The 16,952-nt window shown below is 71.6% G+C and carries 13 protein-coding genes and 1 pseudogene; 10 read left to right on the forward strand and 4 right to left on the reverse strand.

The features are described 5' to 3' along the window. Window positions 1-82 precede the first annotated feature (82 nt). A pseudogene (locus D7X32_RS36445) lies at window positions 83-481 on the reverse strand (response regulator); the annotation flags it as partial. Window positions 482-660: 179 nt separating this feature from the next. On the opposite strand from D7X32_RS36445, the gene D7X32_RS36450 reads away from it, so the two are divergent. From D7X32_RS36450 to D7X32_RS36475, 6 genes are all read left to right on the forward strand, one after another. After that, a complete protein-coding gene (locus tag D7X32_RS36450) occupies window positions 661-1,143 on the forward strand; it encodes a chemotaxis protein CheW (protein ID WP_120607143.1) in 483 nt (160 codons plus the stop codon). Continuing rightward, the gene (locus D7X32_RS36455; RefSeq protein ID WP_244239379.1) at window positions 1,140-1,556 is read left to right on the forward strand and encodes a Frizzy aggregation protein FrzB; all 417 of its coding nucleotides are present in this window, start codon (window positions 1,140-1,142) and stop codon (window positions 1,554-1,556) included. Before D7X32_RS36450 ends, D7X32_RS36455 begins: the two co-directional genes overlap by 4 nt. A 5-nt stretch (window positions 1,557-1,561) precedes the next feature. After that, the gene (locus D7X32_RS36460) at window positions 1,562-2,821 is read left to right on the forward strand and encodes a methyl-accepting chemotaxis protein (RefSeq protein ID WP_120591027.1); all 1,260 of its coding nucleotides are present in this window, start codon (window positions 1,562-1,564) and stop codon (window positions 2,819-2,821) included. Window positions 2,822-2,889: 68 nt separating this feature from the next. Further along, window positions 2,890-5,187 (forward strand): hybrid sensor histidine kinase/response regulator, encoded by a 2,298-nt coding sequence (locus D7X32_RS36465; RefSeq protein ID WP_120607144.1) that lies wholly within the window; start codon window positions 2,890-2,892, stop codon window positions 5,185-5,187. Between the two features lie 31 nt (window positions 5,188-5,218). Continuing rightward, window positions 5,219-6,226, forward strand: coding sequence for a chemotaxis protein CheB (locus D7X32_RS36470; RefSeq protein WP_120607145.1), 1,008 nt, complete (start codon window positions 5,219-5,221; stop codon window positions 6,224-6,226). Further along, window positions 6,220-7,968, forward strand: coding sequence for a protein-glutamate O-methyltransferase (locus tag D7X32_RS36475; RefSeq protein WP_120607153.1), 1,749 nt, complete (start codon window positions 6,220-6,222; stop codon window positions 7,966-7,968). The genes D7X32_RS36470 and D7X32_RS36475 overlap by 7 nt, the downstream gene beginning before the upstream one ends. Window positions 7,969-7,996: 28 nt before the next feature. On the opposite strand, the gene D7X32_RS36480 is transcribed toward D7X32_RS36475, so the two are convergent. Together D7X32_RS36480 and D7X32_RS36485 are read right to left on the reverse strand one after the other, a co-directional pair. Then, window positions 7,997-8,320 carry a polyhydroxyalkanoic acid system family protein gene (locus tag D7X32_RS36480; RefSeq protein ID WP_120607146.1) on the reverse strand — a complete coding sequence of 108 codons (324 nt, stop codon included), beginning with the start codon at window positions 8,318-8,320 and terminating at the stop codon, window positions 7,997-7,999. A gap of 101 nt (window positions 8,321-8,421) precedes the next feature. Beyond that, a complete protein-coding gene (locus D7X32_RS36485) occupies window positions 8,422-9,903 on the reverse strand; it encodes a deoxyribodipyrimidine photo-lyase (RefSeq protein ID WP_244239380.1) in 1,482 nt (493 codons plus the stop codon). Between the two features lie 95 nt (window positions 9,904-9,998). On the opposite strand from D7X32_RS36485, the gene D7X32_RS36490 reads away from it, so the two are divergent. From D7X32_RS36490 to D7X32_RS36505, 4 genes are all read left to right on the forward strand, one after another. Further along, a complete protein-coding gene (locus tag D7X32_RS36490; protein ID WP_208752657.1) occupies window positions 9,999-11,288 on the forward strand; it encodes a hypothetical protein in 1,290 nt (429 codons plus the stop codon). A gap of 67 nt (window positions 11,289-11,355) precedes the next feature. Further along, window positions 11,356-12,501 carry a DUF1015 family protein gene (locus D7X32_RS36495; RefSeq protein WP_120607148.1) on the forward strand — a complete coding sequence of 382 codons (1,146 nt, stop codon included), beginning with the start codon at window positions 11,356-11,358 and terminating at the stop codon, window positions 12,499-12,501. Between the two features lie 10 nt (window positions 12,502-12,511). After that, window positions 12,512-13,306 carry a tRNA1(Val) (adenine(37)-N6)-methyltransferase gene (locus D7X32_RS36500; protein WP_120607149.1) on the forward strand — a complete coding sequence of 265 codons (795 nt, stop codon included), beginning with the start codon at window positions 12,512-12,514 and terminating at the stop codon, window positions 13,304-13,306. 87 nt (window positions 13,307-13,393) lie between these two features. Next, complete coding sequence (locus D7X32_RS36505; protein WP_244239381.1) at window positions 13,394-14,371, forward strand: DUF6268 family outer membrane beta-barrel protein; 978 nt, start codon at window positions 13,394-13,396, stop codon at window positions 14,369-14,371. A gap of 11 nt (window positions 14,372-14,382) precedes the next feature. Here the strand turns inward: D7X32_RS36505 and D7X32_RS36510 are convergent. Beyond that, on the reverse strand, window positions 14,383-16,952 hold a 2,570-nt coding region (locus tag D7X32_RS36510), incomplete at its 5' end, for a fused MFS/spermidine synthase (protein ID WP_147450405.1).

The following is a 16,952-nucleotide window of genomic DNA, read 5'->3' on the forward strand; positions in this document are numbered from 1 at the left end:
GGATATTGTGGTTTTTTTTTTGCAAGCGGATGCCGGCATACGATGTTCATGAGCGTCTCGTGGGCTCGGAGATGTGTATAAGAGCCAGGGAGGGGACCGCGGCGGGAATGTTCAACGCCGGGGCGCCGATGAGGCCCATCACGCCCCCCAGCACGCCCTCCAGGCCTCCGCTCTTGAGGATGTAGGCGTCCGCGCCGGAGTTCTTCGTCTTCGCGTCCAGCTCCTGCTCCGAGATGTCGGAGTAGAGGACGAGCTTGGCGGTGACGCCCTTCTGCGTGCGGAGGTACTCGACGACGTCGTCGCCGAACATCTCCGGCATGTTCACGTCCATGAGGATGAGCGCGAACGGGCCCTCTGTGAGCTTCTGGTTGAGCGTGGCCAGGTCCTGCGCGCCACTGGCCTCATAGCCGGCGGCCGTCAGGGCCCGGACCGTAAGCTCCAGAAGCATGGGGCTGTCGTCAATGACCAGTACGCGGGACATCGTCCTCCTCAGGGGCTCCCAGCGCACAACCCTACACCTTTGGGTCACGTTGGACCATCGAAACGGAGAGCAGGCGGCCGGTACGACCCGGACGATGGACCCTTGACCCCCTTTCTCCCGGTCCTGGATACTTCACTGCCTTGACCCCGAACTCCTCCCCCCTCAAACGCGCCTTGCGCATGGCGCCAGACCGCACGGTGGCCGCCCAGGCCCGGCCGGAGCTGGAATTCTTCTGCTTCCGCGTGGGTGAGCTGCGCTTCGGCGTCCCCAGCGAGAACGTGCTGGAGGTGCTGCGCGCCGGGCTGCTCACGCCGCTGCCGCGCACGCCCTCCTTCATCCTGGGCGTCACCGGCCACCGCGGTCAGGTGCTGCCAGTGGTGGACCTCTTGCGCTTCCTCAGCAAGGGCGAGGCGCGCATCGGTCCGCGCACCCGCATCTTCGTGGGCGTCAGCGGCAACTACGTGTCCGGCGTGGTGGCGGACACCGTGCTCGGCCTGCGCCGCATCCCTGTCTCGGACATCCTGCCGCCGCCCCTGGGTGGGGATCAGGCCGCGGAGCACCTGCTGGGCGTCGTGCAGGGTTCGGGGCCGGCGGATGGCCTCAACCTCCTCAACTTCTCCAAGCTCCTGCAGACGGCCCGTCAGCGCGCGGTGGTGCGATGAGCGGCAACGACCTGCTGGATGATCCGGCCACCGGGCTGGACGCGGAACCGGAGCGCGCCCTGGGAGAGGTGGACGTCCTCTTCTTCCAGATTGGGGATTCGGAGTACGGCACGGACGCATCGTCCGTGCTGCGCATCGACCGCGCGCTCCCCGACGATTTGACCGTGCGCGACCTGGGCCTGCCCCACAAGGGGCACCGCGCGCTGGTGTTCGACACGCCCGAGGGCGAGGGCCACCTGAAGGTGGACGCCGTCAACGGGGTGCGCACCATCCCGGTCGGCGGGCTGCGCCGCATGCCGGCGGCGGCGGCGGCGGCTCCTTATGCGGTGGGCGTCTGCCTGGATGAAGAGGCGGGACGTCCCGTGTTGCTCATTGATTTGGCGGAAACCTTGAAGACGCAAGGAAGGCACTGACACACATGTCCCTGGAGAGCCCCAACGAGAAGCCCGCGAAGTCCCGCGGCGCGAGGAAGTCCCCGGGCGCGAAGGCCGGCGCGGAGTCCGTCATCGCCAACACGGTGACGGACCCGTTCAAGCCCTTCACCGACACGCTGATGTCGGTGCTGTCCGGCAACCTGAACGCGCGCGTGCCCCAGGACCGCGTGCAGGCCGACACCACTGGCTTTGGCCACCTGCTCAACCAGGTGCTGGAGCAGTTCTCCTCCGCGGAACACCGCAAGCAGGTGGCGGCGCAGGAGATCGATCAGGCGCTCGACTCGCTCATCATCCTGGTGCGCGAAGGCGACCTGTCGCGCTGGAACACGTCCACCGAAGACCCCCAGCTTGGGCCTCTCCTCGAGGGCTTCGGCAAGGTCATCGAGACGCTGCGCATCTTCGTGAGGGAGATCAACGAGGCCGCGCTGCGGCTGTCGTCCTCCGCCAACCAGGTGCTGGCGGCCTCCACGCAGCACGAGACGTCCTCCACCGAGCAGGCCGCGGCCATCCATGAGACGACCGCGACCATGGAGGAGCTGAAGCACGCGTCCGCGCAGATCGCGGAGAACGCGGGCAGCGTGGCGCGCGTCGCGGAAGAGACGTTGGGCGCGGCCCGCGCGGGCCGTGGCGCCATTGGCGAGTTCATCCAGGCCATGCAGCAGATCCGCAGCGACGGCGTCGCGGTGGCGGACTCCATTTCCAAGCTGTCCAAGCGCGTGGAGCGCATTGGCACGGTGGTGGAAGTCATCGACGAGATCGCCGACCGCTCCGACCTCCTGGCCCTCAACGCGGCGCTGGAAGGCAGCCGCGCGGGCGAGGCGGGCAAGGGCTTCTCCATCGTCGCGGCGGAGATGCGCCGGCTGGCGGAGAACGTCCTGGAGTCCACCAAGGAGATCAAGAACCTGATCACGGAGATCCGCGAGGCCACGCAGGCCGCGGCGGGCGCGGCGGACGCGTCCAAGCACGCCACGGAGTCCGGCGAGAAGCTGGGCGCGGTGGCGGCGCAGGCCGTGGAAGGCATCCTCGCAGGTGTGCAGGAGACGAGCGACGCGGCCCGGGTCATCAACCTGGCGACCCAGCAGCAGCGCACGGCCACCGAGCAGGTGGTGGCGTCCATGGCGGAGATCGAGGACGTGACGCGCCAGACGACGCAGGCTTCGAAGCAGGCCACCGGGGCTGCCGCCGAGCTCACCCAACTCGCGGGCCGGCTCGCCGAGCTCATCAAGCGGTTCAAGGCCGACTAGCAGTCGTTGTTCTCCTGAGGGGAGAAATGGGTCGATGGGCGCCTTGCGCGCCCTGACGCCCGCGACCCATGGACACCGAGGCCCTCAAGAAATCCCTCCTGAAGAAGTTCCAGGAGGTCACGGCCGACCGACTCCAGAAGATCCAACTGGGAGTCATCGACCTGGAGAAGGAGACCGCGGAGCAGGCCGCGGACGACGTCGCGCGCGAACTGCATACGATGAAAGGCGAGGCCCGCATGTTGGGCCTGGCCGCCATCGGGCAGCTCGCGCACGCCGCCGAGGACGTCCTGCGCGCCGAGCGCGAAGGCAAGACGGCCACGGAGACCGCCACCGACGTCATGCTCCGCGCATGCGACGTGCTGTCGGACCTCCTGGAGGACCTGGACGCGGCCCACACCGGCACGTCCGCCACCGAGGAGATGGTGAAGGCGCTGTCGGACGTGTCCGGCCACCCGGTGCCCGCGCTGGGCCCGGTGCGCAAGCCCGCCGCGCAGCCGCCGCCCGTCGCGCCGCCCAAGCCCGCTGTACAGGCTCCGGTGGCTCCGCCGGTCGTGGTGCAGGCCCCCGTGGCCCCGGCCGCGCCCCGCGCGCCGGAACCCGTGGCCGCCGCGCCGGCTCCGGCCGCGAAGGAGGACGAGGCTCCGAGCGCCGCGAAGGCCAGCTCCATCGCGGACCGCAGCATCCGCGTGAACGTGGAGGTGCTGGACTCGCTGGGCCTGCTCGCCGGCGACCTGCTGGTGGAGAGCGCTCGCGGCCGGCTTCGCAGCGGGGAGACGGCGCAGCTCTTCGAGCGCTTCAGCCGCCTGGGCGACCGCTTCCTGCGCATCTCCGAGGAGGTGGACGTCCCGGACGCCGTCCGCACGGAGCTGGAGCGCGCGGAGGCGGACCTGCACATGCTGCGCGACGATGCGTTCCGCTTCGTGCGCCGCAACGGGGACGGCATCAACACGCTGCACGGCAACCTGGCCCAGCTGGCGGACCACGTGGCCGAGGCGCGCCTGGTGCCGCTGTCCACCGTGTTCGACGCGTTCCCTCGCGCGGTGCGCGACATCGCGAAGACGCAGAACAAGGAAGTGGACCTGGTCATCGAGAACGCCGACATCGGCGTGGACCGGTCCATGCTGGCCGACGTGCGCGACGCGCTGGTGCACCTCTTGCGCAACGCGGTGGACCACGGCCTGGAGTCCGCTGACTTCCGCCAGCAGATGGGCAAGCCCGACACGGGCCGCATCCGCATCCGGGTGCGCGTGGACGGCGACATGCTCCACATCGAGGTGGAGGACGACGGCCGGGGCATGGACACCGAGCGGCTCAAGCAGGTGGCCATCAACAAGCGCCTGCTGTCGCCGGTGCAGGCCGCCGCGCTGTCGGAACGCGAGGCCATCGAGCTCATCTTCCGCCCCGGCTTCTCCACGCGCGAAACGGTCAGTGAGCTGTCCGGCCGCGGCGTGGGCATGGACGTGGTGAAGCGCAAGGTGGAGACGCTGGGCGGGTCCGTGGGCGTGCAGAGCCGCCAGGGCCGAGGCACCACCGTCACGCTGCGCCTGCCCCAGTCGCTGGCCCTCATGAAGGTGCTGCTGGTGCGCCTGGGCGACGACGTCTACGGCATGCCCGCCGCGGACGTGGTGGCCGTCATGCGCATCAAGCCGGATGACCGCATGGAGGTGTTTGGCACGCTGGCGGTGCGGCACCGGGGCAAGCCCACGGCGCTCGTGGCGCTGGGGCCCCTGTTGGGCCTCAACGGCGGCAACCGCTTCGACAAGCCTCCCGCGGTGGTGGTGCGCCACGGCGACGACTACGCCGCGCTGGTGGTGGACGGCTTCGTGGACGAGCGCGAGGTGGCGGTGAAGCCCTGCGGCGGTGAGTTCCTCAAGGGCGCGCCGTTCATCGCGGGCACGGCGGCGCTGGAGGACGGGCGCATCGCGGTGCTGCTGCACGTGCCGGACATCATGACGGAGGTGCGCCGCATGGCCCGCCCCGTCACCCAGGCGCCCGCCAGCCGCCGGCTGCGCGTGCTGCTGGTGGATGACTCGCCCATCGCGCGTGCGACGGAAGGCGCGCTCGTCAAGGCGCTGGGCCACTCGGTGGAGGAGGCGCAGGACGGCGAGGAGGCGTACGCGAAGGTGCAGACGAACACGTACGACCTCATCCTTACCGACGTGCAGATGCCGAAGCTGGACGGCTTCTCCCTCACGCGGCGGCTGAAGGGCACGCCCGCCGTGGCGCGCATCCCGGTCATCATCCTGTCGTCGCTCGCGTCGCCGGAAGACAAGCGGCGCGGCCTGGATGCGGGCGCGGATGCGTACCTGGTGAAGGGCGAGCTGGGGGTGGAGGTCCTGGCGCAGTCCATCGATCGGCTGACTTGAGGAGCCTCTCGTGGGCGGCGGCACTGCGGTGATGGGACTCGCGTTCCGGGTACTCCTGGTGGGGCGGGGCCTGCGCACGTTGGTGCGCGGGCTCTTCGACGGCGAGTCGCTGGTGGCCGTGGGCCCTCCAGAGGCGGACTTCGTGGGCGCCGAAGGCGTCGTGCGGCGCCACTTCCCGGACGTGCTCCTGGTGGACCTCATCTCCTCGGAGGCGCTGGGCGCCATCGAGCGCATCATGGCCGTGCGCCCCACGCCCATCCTCGCGCTGCACCCGGGCGTGCTCACGGGACAGCAGGCGTTCCAGGCGCTGGCCCTGGGCGCGCTGGACGTGATGGACCGGCCCATGACCCCGGGGCCGGACTTCTGGCACGCCGTCAACCGCAAGCTGGTGATGCTGGCGCAGGTGAAGGGCGTGCGCTCGCCGGCTGTCTCCTCCAGGTCGTCCCCGCCGTCGCAGGAGGGGCCCACCGCGCCGTTCCCCCTGGTGGCGCTGGCTGCCTCGCTGGGCGGGCCGAAGGCCGTGGCGACGGTGCTGCGGATGATTCCGCGCGGCTTCCCCGCGCCCATCGCCTACTGTCAACACATCAGCCAGGGCTTCACGGAGGGCCTGGCGCACTGGCTGTCCACGGAGACGGCGCTGCGCGTCGTCGAGGCGACGCACGACGCGTGGATGGAGCCGGGGACGGTGTACATCGCCCCTTCAGGAGGACATCTGCTGGTGAAGCCGGACGGCCGTCTGGAACTGGATACGGGACCTGCCCTGCGGGGCTTCCGCCCCTCGTGTGACATGCTGCTCACTTCGGCCGGGGAGGCTTTCGGCCGCAGGTGCATCGGCGTCATCCTGACGGGCATGGGCCGCGACGGCGCCAGGGGGTTGAAGGAGATCCGGGAGCGGGGCGGGCGTACCATCGCGCAGGACGAGGCCACGTGCGTCGTCTACGGCATGCCGCGCGAGGCGGTGCTCCTGGGCGCGGCGCAGCAGGTGCTGCCGCTGGACGTCATCGCACCGACGCTCGTGCAGTGGGTGGCCGCGTGCTGAACGTAGGCAACAAGGTGCTCCAGCAGCTGTCCGCGCTCCTCCTGGAACGCGCGGGGCTGAAGATCACCCTGGATGGCTACCACAGCCTGCGGCTCGCTTTGTCCACGCGCATGCCCGTGCTGGGCCTGAGCGACCCGGAGAAGTACCTGCAGAAGCTGATGAGCGCGAGCGGCGAGGAGGAGCTGCGCGCGCTGCTGCCGCTGGTGACGGTGGGGCACACGGAGTTCTTCCGCGACGCGAAGCAGTTCCGCGCGCTGGAGCAGAGCGTGTTGCCGGAGCTGCTCGCGCGGGCCCGGCGCGAGATGCGCAAGGTGTCCATCTGGTCCGCGGGCTGCGCCACCGGCGAGGAGCCCTACAGCCTGGCGCTGGTGATGGCGGAGCTGGGGGCGCTCGCGGTGGAGGTGGACCTGTGGGCCACCGACCTGAACCTGGCCGCGGTGGAGGCCGCGCGGCAGGGGCGCTTCTCCACGCGCCGCGCGATGGCCATTGGACCGGAGCGGCTCAAGCGCTTCTTCCGGCCCGTGGAGGACGGCTACGAGGCGTCGCCCATCCTGCGCGAGTACATCCGCTTCGATGGCCAGAACCTGGCCGCGCCGGTGTTCGACAAGGTGTCGCCCGCGTCGCTGGATCTCATCCTCTGCCGCAACGTCATCATCTACTTCGACCTGCCCACCATCCGCGGGCTGATGGACCGCTTCCTCGCGGCGCTGCGGCCGGGCGGGCTGCTCTTCCTGGGGTACTCGGAGAGCCTGTTCAAGGTCTACGACCGCTTCGAGATGATCGAAGTGGACGGCGCGTTCGTGTACCGGCGCCCCCTGGGTGAGCGCCCCCGTCCGCCGCCGCCCCTGGCGCCCATGGCGACGGAGCCGCGCCCGGGCAGCCCGGAGTCCTTCGCCGTGGAGCTGCGCCAGCGGTTGCAGGCCAACGCGGAGGTCGCGGCGAAGCTGCGCACGGGCCCTCCCGACGCGGCGGGTGCCCGGACTCCGGACGCGCCCGTGCGAAGGCCCACCACGGAGATGCCCGCGGTGGGCCCGCTGGCGGGACGCCGCACCGGGGAGTTCCCCGCCATCCGGACGGAGCCGCCTCGTCCCGCGGAGCCGCCGCGCCGGGCCGTGACGGACCGGCCCTCCGGGTCCTTCTCGGTGGTGCGCGTGGAGACGCCTTCGTCCCGGCCCCTGGCGGACGCGGTGCCCGGGCGTCCCAGCGGTTCGTGGCCGCAGTTGATGCCGCCCGCGGAGCGCCTCAACATGGCGGTGCGGAAGATGGCGGAGGGCGACTTCCCTGGCGCCATCGAGGGCGTGAAGCGCCTGCTGGTGGACGAGCCCTCCGACCTGGACGCGCTCCTGACGCTGGGGAACCTGTACTCGCTCACCGGGCGCATCAACGAGGCGCGCGACACGTTCGGCCAGGCGCTCCAGCGCGAGCCGCTGTGCGTGGAGGCGCGCGTGTTTGGCGGGGTGGCGGCGATGCAGGCGGGGAGCCTGGCCGAGGCGCGCTCCGAGCTGGCCAAGGCCCTGTTCCTGGAGCCCACGCTGGCCATCGGGCACTACCTGCTGGCCCAGGTGCAGGAGCGCACGCAGGACTTCGAGTCGGCCCGGCGCAGCTACCGCAACGCCGTCGCGCAGCTGAAGTATCCGCAGCGCCCGCTGGCGGGGCACTACCCGGAGATGCTCGACTCCGCGGAGGCCATCTCCCGCGCGGCCCGCTATGCGCTGGCCGCGCTGGAGGAGCAGCCGGGCTGAAGTCGCGGCCCGGCGCACGGCGGCCGCGTCAGTCCAGGTTGCCCTTGACCTGATCCAGGCTCTTGGACGGATCCAGCACGGAGCTGAACTTCTTCTGCAGGTACGTCTTCGCCTGGCTGCGCAGGAGCATGCCGGGGTCGGTGCCCTCACCGGTCACGGTCTTGTCCGTGATGGTGAAGCTGGCGTCCAGGTTGATGCCCATGACCTTGCCGGCGAGCTTCGCGCCCTCCTCGCCCTGCCAGTCGGACTTCACGCCGTACTTGCTGCCCCAGTACTGGAGGAGCTGCTCGACGCGCTTCTTGACCTCGTCCTTGGGAAGGTTGTGGGGGACCTCGAACTTCAACGTGCCCATGGCATGACTCCTGGTTCCGCGAAAAAGGGTGCGTCCGAGCGGTTTAGTGACACCGGGCCGGAAAGTGAACCGCTGTCTTCGCGGGGATGTCCACCGGCGGCCTACCGGGTTGCCTTGCGGCGGGGCTTGCTCGCCTTCGCGGGGGCCGCTGATGCGGGTTCCGGGGCCGCGGCCGGGATGCCCCAGCGCTCCAGGTACGGGCCCAGGTCGAACTTCTCCGCGGTGCGAAGCGAGCTCATGGGCCGCACCTTTCCAATCACCGGGCGCTCCTGGAAGGGCCGGTCATGCAGCCCCAGGACCCACATGAAGTTGGACACGCTCGCGGGATCCCGCCCGTCCACCGCGTAGGTGTCGTTGAGCCGCGCGATGCGGGCCAGCGCCTCCTCCGGCGTGGGGCTCCACTCCAAAATCTTCTTCCCCCAGAGCATGCGCAGGTAGTTGTGGATCCGCCCGCGCTCCCGCAGCTCGCGCTGGGACGCGTTCCAGAGCGCGTCCTGTGTGCGGCCCTGATCCAGGTCCTCGAAGGAGTAGAGGTGCGGGCGCGGATCCTTCCGGTGGCGCGACAGCGTCTCGCGCGCCCAGGGGGGCAGGGAGTCCACGCTCAGCTGCTTCGGGCCGGGCGTGTGGAAGCAGTAGTTGAAGCCCAGCTCGCGGCGCACGAGCAGCTCCTCCACGAAGGACTGCACGGAGGGGTGGTCCTTGCCCTTCGCCGCGATGGCCGCGCGCGCCGCCTCGCCCGGGAAGAGGTTGCCCCAGTGGAAGTAGGGCGACAGGTTGGACTGCTGGCCCAGGCCCGGATCATTCCGGCCGGTGTCGTAGCCCTCCAGCCGTTCGTGGAGGAACGCGTCCAGGGCCTTGAGGCCCGCCCTGCGTCCACCGCGTTCGGAGAGGGGCTTCACGGAATGATCCAGCGCGAACGCGTCCAGCGCGGCCCGCGCCTTCACGGCATCGGACAGCTCGAAGTCCGGCTGGAGCTTCGCGCCGGACACGCGGGGCTTGCGCGTGGGCAGCGTGCGCTCCAGGTACTCCGGCCACAGCTTGCGCAGCTTGGGGCGCAGCGCGTACGCGCCCACCTGGGCCGCTGGGATGCGCTGCATGGGCACCACGCAGGACGCGTCCACTGCGATGAGCGGCACGCGCAGTGCCTTCGCCGCGCCGCGCAGGTGGCCCGGGATGATGTACGTGGGGAACAGGTCCGACACGACGGCCGCCGCGCGCCGGCCCAGGCTCGCGATGCGGGGCTGGTGCTCCTTCTGCGTGCGCGGCAATTCCAGCCAGTACGGCAGGCCTCGCGCGGCGCAGCCCTTCGCCATGTCCGCCATGCCCTCCAGCGCCCATGCGTGGAGCCGTTCCGATGCGTAGGGGTAGTCCGGACGGAGGGCCTGGTAGACGACGACGGGCAGGCCCAGGTGGTTGCCCAGCGCGATGGCGGCGTCCAGCGCGTGGTTCTCCTCCCACCGATGGTTCACCATGCACCAGTAGAGGACGAAGTCGCGCTGTCCCTGCGGAAAGGGGGCCTCGTTCACCGCCTGCACGCGGGCGGAGTCGATGCCGAGTTCGGACCACGAGATGCCTTCGGGCATGGGCGCGCGAGAATCTTCGACACGCGGCGGAAAACCAACACGGTCGCACCGGTTGTGGTTTTCTGCCGGACGGCCGGACCCAAGGAGCGCCTCGCGTGTCACACCGTCGAACCTGGAACCTCCCTGTCACCGTCCTCGCTGTCGCGCTGATGTTGCCGGGCCTCGCGCTCGCACAGGCCGGTGGCACGGGCGTCTATCCGGCGCCGCAGCCGCCGCCTCCTCCCGCGCCGGGCATGTACCCGGCGCCGTCGTCGCAGGCCGAGCCGCAGGAGGAGCCGCAACCCGTCTCGCCCTCCCGTGACGCCTACGGGCAGCCGCCTCCCGCGCAGCCGTCGAACATCGACGCGTATCCGCCCACGCAGGCCTCGCCCCAGGCGAACCCGGACGACACGCAGCAGCCCCCGAGCGACGCGCCCCTCGCGCCGCCGGATCCGGACCGCCTTCGTACGGAGCCTCAGGCCCCGTTGACGGAGGGCGCGCAGGGCGTGCGCCCGGAGTCCATCCGCGACGAGACGGCGACCGCGGCCTCGCGCCTGCGTCCGCCGCCGGAGGACAACGGCGTGTTCCTGGACGGGCAGCGCCGCCGGGGACCCTTCCTGTCCGGTCCCGGCAGCATGCGCTTCGTGCTGCACCACACGGCGCTGGGCGCGCTGGGCGGCTTCTTCACGCAGGCGTTCTCCAAGGACTTCAACTTCGACCGCACCTCGCGCGAGTCGATGCTCGCGGGCACGCTCATCGGCGCGGGGCTGGGCTTCGGCGCCTCCGCGTGGTGGCAGTTCAACAACTGGGTGGACACCCCCATGGCGAACTTCACCGTCCTCAACTCCGGGATCGGCGGCATGTTCCTCGCGGGCTTCATGGACCTCATCACGCAGGACGCGGGCGTGCTCACGTGGTCCGCGTTCCTGGGCGCGGAGCTGGGTGCGTGGCTGACGGCGGGCATCGGCGGCGGGCAACTGCCGCTCTCGGACGGCCTGCTGGTGGCCTCCGGCGCGGGCTGGGCGGCGGCGTACAGCGCGCTGTTCCTCGCCATCGTGCACTTCTCCGGCACGTCCATCTCCGGCAAGACGTGGAAGGACCTGCTGCTCATCTCCCCGGGAGTGGGCGCGGGCGTGCTGGCGCTGGCGACCATGCGCTACAACCCGACGTCGTCGCAGATCTTGCGCGCGGACCTCTTCGGCGGAGGCGTGGGCGCGGCGGTGCTGCTCATCTCCGGCCTGGTGCTGGGCGGCTTCAACCAGTCCACCCCCTACGTGCTGTCCTTCCTGGGCTCCGCGGGCGCCATCACCACCGTGAGCCTCCTGTGGGAGGAGAGCGTGGACCGGTCCGCCGTGCGCAGCTCGACCGGCGCCAGGGACCGGCGCTACACGAACGTCTGGTGGTAGACGGCCTGGAGAACGGGCGGGCAGGCGTCATGGCGCGCGGGGGAGGGCAGCACCACCTTTCCCCGGTATGGCGCGCGTCCTCCCGTTCTCGGCCCTCCTGACCTCGCTGGGCTCCTCGCTGGAGCCCGGGGATGGTCCTCCTCGCGGAAACGCGGCCCCACTGCCCATGCACGTGCGGCCCCTGCTGGAGGCCGCGAACCCAAGCGCGGAGCTGCGCCGGATGCGGGACTCGGGCGACCTGTTGAAGGACGCTCGTCCCTCCCTCTACGTCGTGGAGCTGCACGGCCCCGCGGGCCGGTTCTCCGGACCTCCGGTGCGCTACCTGCTGTGCGCGCTGTCACCGGACGCGGTGCCGTCGCTGGAGCAGGACCCGTACCGTCCCCGCGCGTGGGAGGTGGAGCCCGCCGTCACCCTGGTGGCGGATGACCACGGCGCCCTCCGGGCCCTGCTGGCGGAAGCCGCCGAGCGCGGCATCTCCGTCTGGAAGGGGCAGTACGACGGCAGCCCGGTGTCGCTCCTGCGCATCGAACCGTCCCCGGTGTCCAAGCGGCTGCAGGCGGTGCTGGACGAAGCCCCCATGCGGCCCCTGGCGGCCCTGAGCGAACAGGGCCGGACGCTGGCGGCGATTGTACCGCTGTCCGAGCCGGGCCTGGAGCTGTGCCCCATCCACCGCGCCCTCAAGGGCGTGGAGACCTTCCAGGAGGAGACGTTCCTCACCCTGGTGTCCGCCTACGCGCGCGTGACGGAATTGGACGCGCCCCTCACCACGCCGCAGGGGCTGGCGGCGGCGAGAGAGCGGCTGGCCACGCTGGTGCCCGGCCAGCACGCGGTGCTGCTGGTGCTGCCGGGAGGCCGGGGCCGCATCCTGCGCTTCCGTCAGGGGTTGGATCTGGCGCACCTCAAGGGCGCGCCGCGAAATCCCACGCTGCGCAGCCTGGACCTGGCGCTGCTCAACGCGCTGGTGCTGCGCACGGTGCTGGGCATCCAGGAGCCGGAGGCGTCCGGACACCCGCAGGTGTTCCCGGTGCACGGCCTGGACGCGCTGGTGGCGGGCGTGGAGGCCGGCACGTTCCAGGCGGGCTTCGCGCTCAACCCTCCTCCGGTGTGGGAGGTGCGGGCGGTGATGGAGGCCCAGGCCACGTTGCCGCCGCGCACCCTGCGCGTGGAACCGCGCGTGCCCGCGGGCCTGCTCTTCCTGGATCCCGAAGTCTGACGGCCCCCGCGTGCGTGCGCTGACCGGCACCGCGCAGGACTGGCCCCTCCGGGTGCGGCTGCGGCTGGAGCCCGGTCCGGGGGAGACACTCGACGCCATCTGCGGCGGCGAGGTGCAGGTGCTCCAGCGCCGGCTGGGTTACCGCTTCACGCTGGACCCCGTGCTGCTGGCGCACTTCGCGGTGTTCGAGGCGGGCGCGCACCGCGGAAGGCTGCTCGACCTGGGCACCGGGTGCGGCATCATCCCGCTGGTGCTGTCCCGCCGGCTGGGGCGCGGGGACATCACCGCGCTGGAGCTGCAACCGGGCCTGTTCTCCCTGGCCGAGCGCAACGTGTACCTCAACCGCTGCGAGGGCGAGGTGACGCTGGTGCAGGGCGACCTGAGGCACGTGGCGGAGACGTTCCCCGCGAGCAGCTTTGGCCACGTGCTGTGCAATCCGCCCTACCGCGCGCGCACCGCGGGCCAGAGCAACCTGTCCCTGGAGAAGGCGCTCGCGCGGCATGAGATCGCCTGCGAGCTGCGCGACGTGGTGCGTGCGGCGGCCTACCTGCTGGTGCCCCGGGGCGGGCTGTGCATGGTGTACCCGGCGTCGCGCTTCAGCGAGCTGGTGTCGGTGCTGCGCATGCAGCAGCTGGAGCCTCGCACCGTGCGCATGGTGCACCCGCGCGCGGACCGGCCCGCGAAGCTGGTGCTGCTCCACGCGGTGAAGGGCGGACGGGCGGACCTCACCGTGCTGCCGCCGCTCGTCGTCCACGCGGACGAGGACCCGGCCTTCAGCGACGAAGTGACCGCCATGGTGGGCTGACGCACACGCGTGTGCTTTCGCTTCACCCCGGGTGAGGCGGGGCAGGGTAGACTCCCCGGCTTTGGGGCTGGGACCGGAAGCCCCCTCTTGCGAAGGCAGGGTGTGATGCGCGTGGACCTCCACCGCTGGGTGACCGGCTGGGCCATGGCCGCGATGCTGCTCGTGGGTCCCCGCGTGCTGGCGCAGACGCAGGCGGACCGGCTCTATCTGGGCGTCAGCCTCGCCGGTGGCGGACGGCTGGCGGACGGCGCGGTCCACGTGGAGGAGCGGCACAACATCGAGCTGCGGGTGCCGCTGCCGCCGGTGGTCGTGGGGCGCACGTACCTGCTGCCGTCGGTGGGGTACGAGACGCGGTGGTTGGGCGCGAACCTGCTCCGGCCGGAGGGCCCGGGGGATGACTCGCTGGAGCGGCGCTTCCACCGCATCCAGTTGGGGCTCACTGTGGTCCGTCCCCTGGTGCCGCGCTGGCTGCTGGTCGCCGGGGTGACGGGCAGCACGCGCACGGACTTCCAGTCCTCGTTCGACCTGGGGCTGGACACGTCGTGGGTGGTGTTCGCGATGGCCAGCCACCAGCTGGGGGACACGCCCGGCTTCGGGGTGACGTTCGGCCTGGTCGCGCTCTGGCCGTTCGACCGCATCCCGGTCGTCCCCATCCTGAACCTGACCTACAACCGGGGCCCGTACATCCTGGAGGTGGGCCTGCCCCGGCTCACGCTGCTGCGCAAGCTGGGCGACGCGGTGGAGGTGGGGCTCGTGGGCGCGCTCGACATCCAGGTGCTCCACACCCGCTTCGAACCCGAGATGCAGGCGCTGGGCGCCAGCTACCTGCGCGAGACCCAGGTCCGGGCCGGGCCCACGGTGAACGTCCACCTGGGCCGCGACCTGTGGCTGAGCACGTCCGTGGGCCTGTCGTTGATCAACGACTACGCGCTGCTGGACCGCCAGCGCGACAGCATGGACATCCCGGGGTTGAGCATGGGGCCCACCCCGTATGGCCGCGTGATGCTGGGCTGGCGCCCCGGACGTCCGCAGGCGAAGGCGCAGGGCCCGCGCCCGGCGCCCTGACGGCCCTGGGCCTAGTGGGCCTCCGGGGCATCCGCGGCGCGCGGCGCTTCGTGCTCTGGCGTCCCGTCCCGGTGCGCCCCTTCCGCTTCGACGTCCTCGAGGAAGGGGGGGGGGGCCTGCGCCAGGAAGCGCTCCAGATCGTCCCGGGCCGCCTGCGCCCGGGGATCGCCGCGCTGGGTGTAGCACTCGGCACGTGCCAGCAGCAGGGCGCGGTCCCAGGGCACGTGCGGCTCCAGGGGCGCGAGCCCCTCCGCGCACAGCGCCGTGCCTCCCGCCGCGACCGCGAGCTTGGCGCGGATCAGCTCCCGCTGGAGGGTGGCCGCGCTGGCCGCGAAGGGCTGCTCGAGCGCCGCGTAGAGCCGCCGGGCCAGCTCCGGTGAGCGCTGGCCCACGTCGAGCGCCGTGTTCAGCGCCGCTTCCGTCAGGGCCCGGTGAGCCCACGGATCCCGGCGCAGGGCCGTGAAGGCGCGCTCCAGCAGCGCGGCCGCCGGCGCATCCTGGTGCTGGGCCTCCATCAGCAGGGCCTCCAGCATGTCCGCGTCGACAGGGAGGCGATCCCTCAGGGCCCGCACGGCCGCGAGCGCGTCGGGATGCTGGGTCATCACCAGGGCGCGGGCCAGCGCGTACCGCTCACGCGGGCCCCGGGGCTGCTGCTTCAGCCGCGGCCACAGGGTCACCACCGCGGCGTCCTGGCCCGCCAGCACGGCGTCGACGAAGTCCTTGTAGGGACGGACCTGCTCGGAGACCTGGCCGGGCTCGGTGTACCCCGTCCACAGCCGCAGCGCCTCCACGCGGTTCCAGTCCGGGGCTCCCTCCGTGAACGCCAGCCGGTCCAACTGGAGCCGCCGCGCCACGCGGCGCAGGTCCGCCGTGGAGAAGAAGGCGGACCGCCCCAGGCTGCGCGCGAAGGCGAACTCCGTGGAGGACAGGTCGTCCGTGTTGATCATCATCGCGCCGCGCTCCGCCGCGACCTTCGCCAGCTGCGCGTTCCCGATGAAGTGCGCGAGCACGCCCTCCAGTTCGTCCGTGCGCCACACCGCCTGCATCGCGGTGCGGTAGGGCTCCTGGGTGAGGCGGGCGCGCAGCTTCGCCAGGTCATGCGGCAGCGGCTGCGTGGAGGCGACGAGCAGCAGGTCGCCGCTCTGCGTCTGCCAGGTGTCCACCGACGCGAACTCCGAGGACAGCGTGGCGTAGGCGCTCTGGACGGTGAGGGCATCCACCTCGTAGGCCTGGAGCCACTGCAGGAACAGGCCCCCTTCGGCCAGCCGCTGCTTCGCCGCCTGGTAGAACTCGCGCGTGAAGAGGCTGGAGATGCCGGCGCGGTACGGGTTGGAGGGCTCGGAGAAGATGATGTCGTAGCGCTGGCGCGTGGTGAGCAGCACCTCGCGCGCGTCTCCGATGGAGGTGTGGACCTTCGGGTTGTCCATCACGTCCGCGTTCACGGCGTGGCAGCGGCGCGCCACCTCCAGGATGGCGGACTCGATCTCGACGACGTCCACCCGCTCCATGGTGGGCACCCGGCCCAGCCAGCCCGCGGTGCTGCCCGTGCCCAGGCCGATGACGAGCGCCGCGCGGGGCTCCGGGTGCAGGAACGCGCCGACGAGGCCCGCCATGACCTGGGTGGACGCGTCGCCAATGGCGTTGCCGTCCACCTTGCCGTTGACGATGAAGTTGAGGCCGTCGTCGTCCGCGAGCGCGACGCTGCTCTCCACGCCCTCGTGCTCCCAGGTGATGCTGGCGCGCATCGCGGACAGGAACCGGTCGATCTGCTGGCTGTCGGGCTCGTTCAGTCCGGAGCGGCCCGCGCCCACGCCCGAGTGGCGCCACGCCGCGGTGGGGCCCTGCGCGGTGAGCAGCAGCACGGCGAGCCCCGTGGCCAGCGCCGGCAGCACCAGCGCGACCCGGTGGCGCTCCCGCTGGAATGACAGGACCGCGGCGCCCAGGCCCAGCGCGGCGAGCAGCCCCGCCACGGCCTGCCACGTCACCGGCGCGGTGAGCAGCGGAATCACCCCGAAGCCGCCCGCGAGCGACCCCACGATGGAGCCGCCCGTGTTCCACGCGTACACCTGCCCCACCTGCCGGCCCGCGTCCTGGCGGCCCCGCCCGATGAGCGCGAGCAGCAGCGGGAACTGCACGCCGGACATGAACGCGGCGGGCAGCACCACGATGGAGGTGATGAACGTCCAGCCCAGCGCCATGCCGCCCAGGCCCAGGCCTCCCAGGGGACGCAGGATCGCGGCGAGGATGGCCAGCCGGTCGCCCAGCGCGAAGGGCACCGCCATCAGCACGGCTTCAAAGGCGCAGGTGAGCGCGAAGCCCTGGAGCGTGGCGCGGCGGTGGCGGAAGAAGACGGAGTAGGCGGTGCCGCCCAGCCCGATGCCCAGGAGCGCCAGGGCCAGGATGAGCCCGAACGTGAAGGTGGTCCCCCCCAGGATGGGGCCCAGCATCCGGTACCAGACCAGCTCCATCAGGAGGAACGCGAAGCCCACGACCGCGGCGGCCACGAGCACGAAGCCCCGGGGAGGCAGCACTCCCGCGTCAGCCACGAGCGCGGGCGCCGCGGGCTCGGCGGCGGCCGGGG

Source organism: Corallococcus carmarthensis (genome assembly GCF_003611695.1).
GTDB lineage: Bacteria > Myxococcota > Myxococcia > Myxococcales > Myxococcaceae > Corallococcus > Corallococcus carmarthensis.